This is a genomic window from Roseateles sp. P5_E1 (genome assembly GCF_054049335.1).
Window position 1 is genome coordinate 1 of the sequence record NZ_JBFUMN010000115.1, and the last position, 2,505, is coordinate 2,505.

The 2,505-nt window shown below is 76.0% G+C and carries 1 pseudogene; it reads left to right on the forward strand.

Annotated elements, in window-relative coordinates:
* Positions 1-639: 639 nt before the first annotated feature.
* Positions 640-2,505, forward strand: a pseudogene (locus ACXJKJ_RS29965) (hypothetical protein); the annotation flags it as partial.

Here is a 2,505-nt window from a genome sequence, read left to right on the forward strand (position 1 = left end):
GGCAATGGCAGCGACACCGGCAGCGTCAACCCGCCCGCAGCGCCCGGCTCGCCGCCACCGCCACCGCCACCGCCTGCGCCGGCACCCACGCCCACACCGGCTCCGGCCCCATGGCCGCTGCCTCCCGCACCGCCGGCCAATCCGCCCACCATGCCCTCGCCCGGCAACGGTTCGGACACCGGCAACACGAATCCTCCGCTGCCGCCGGGCGCCCAGCCGCCGGTATCGAGCGGCAATGGCAACACGACCCGCGACCGCCTGCCCCCGACGCCGCCGCTGGTCCCGGTCGGGCCGGTGGCCCCGTCGCCCTCGCCTGCCCCGGCGCCCACCCCTGCCCCGAGTCCCGCGCCGACTCCGGCGCCCACGCCAGCGCCAAGTCCTGCGCCTACGCCGGCACCGAGCCCATCGCCCACGCCCACGCCCGCCCCAAGCCCTTCACCTTCGCCGGCACCAAGCCCTGCGCCCACGCCGACCCCGACCCCCGCGCCGCCTCAGCCGTCGGCAGGCAACGGCGACACGACGCGCGACCAACTGCCGCCTGCGCCGCCGATCCCCGCACCCGCACCCGCACCCACGCCCGCTCCCATCGAGCCGTCGATCGGCAACGGCGACGGCAGCACCCGCGACACCCTGCCGCCTGTGCCGCCGTCGTCCGTCCCCGCAGCCACGCCCGGCGCCGCGCCATCACCCGGCGCTGCGCTGGCGCCGGCCGGCGCGCAAGCCAGCCAGGCCTCGGCCCGGGTGACTCCGGCCGACGCGGCCAGGAACGATAGCCGTGCGAAGGACGCCGACGCCGCCACCGGCACGGAGGACGACCGTGAGCCCTCCGCAGGCAATGGCGACGAGACGACCCAGGACAAGCTGCCGCCCAGGCCGCCCACCCGCCCGGGCGAGGCACCGGCACCTGCACCCACGCCGGCACCCACGCCGGCCCCGACCCCGACCCCGACCCCGGCACCAACGCCAGCGCCAACGCCGGCGCCCGCGCCGGCGCCGTCCACACCCGACGAGTTGCCCGCACCGGGCCAGCTCGGCCTGGACCTGAGCCTGCTGGCGCCCGACCTGCAGAAGGCCGGCGTCAGCCCCTTCCTGGCACACGGCGGCAGCATCAGCATCAGCGCGGGCCGCGACGTCAAGGGTGCGGCCTTGGGTCGCAGCCAGGACGACGTCAGCCAGTGGTGGTGGCGCTCCGGCCTGGACAGCCTGTCGCCAACCGCCTGGTGGTCGCGTTATGACCTGTTCAGCCAGGGCGTCGCCACCTTCGGCGGCGGCAACGTCAGCGTCAATGCGGGCCGCGACGCCGTGCAGGTGCATGCCGCCGCCGCCAGCAGCGGCTGGCGCGGCACGCCGGCCACGACCTCCGCGCAGGGATCGACCAACACGGCTTCGGTGCCCACCCAGCTCTTCCAGCGCGGCGGCGGCAACGTCAGCCTGCAGGCCGGCCGCGACGTCCTCGGCGGGCGGCTGTTCGCGGCGGGCGAGCAGCTCGGCGTGACGGCCGGCGGCAAGGTCGGGCGCGACACCGAGGCCACCCAGGCCAGCGTCGACGCCGGGCTGCAGCTGCTGCACCTGGGCACCCAGGTGCACGCCAGCGCGGCGACCGGCCTGGACGTCGGCGCCGTGCGCGACGCCGGCATGACGACCGCGGCGCGCGCCAACACCCTGGGTGAAGGCGGCGTGCTGGGTGGCCTGTCGGCCGGGGCCTCACTGGAGCTGCTGAGCCAGAGCGGCGACCTGCGGCTGCGCGGCGAAGCCGCGCGTGCCGAGGGCCAGCCCGGTTCACGGGACGCGGCCCAGAGCCTGCTGCCCGAAAGGCTCAGGCTGGTCGCCGCTGGCGGCGACGTCAAGCTCGACGAGACCATGCAGCAGATGCCGCAGCGCGAGGCCCGCACGGAGATCCTGGCCGCCGGCTCGGTGACCGTCTCGGGCCTGGGCGTGGCGGCGCAGGCCGCGGCGCTGGAACCGGGCCTGTACAGCCGCGGGCGCCTCAACGATGTGCTGGCCCAGCCGCTGTCGGGCACGCGGCCGACCCGCTTCCCGGACGTGGAGGGCGCCGTGCCGGTAGACACGCCGGCGCAGCTCGACGCCAGCGACCGCTCGCCGGTGCGCATCGTCGCGGGTGAAGATGTCAATGTCGCCAACAACATCGTCTCGGCACGGCCGGTGCAGATCGAGGCCGGCCGCGACATCGTCTTCGGCAGCCAGAAGGTCGTCAGCGTCCAGCACCAGGACTGGCGTATCGGCGCCGAGAGCAAGCCGCTGCAGATGCGCGAATTCAGCTGGCTGCAGGCCGGCCGCGACCAGCGCGGCGTGGCGGTCGAGATCGCCGGGCCGGGCGAGCTGCTCGTGCTGGCCGGCCGCGACATCGACCTGGGCGCCAACAGCGGCCTGGTGGCGCTGGGCGGCGCGCGCAACAGCAGCCTGCTGCCGGCCAGGGGCAGCGACATCACCGTCGTGGCCGGCCTGCGCGGCGATGGGCAGGACTACAGCCAAGCCGTGCACGAA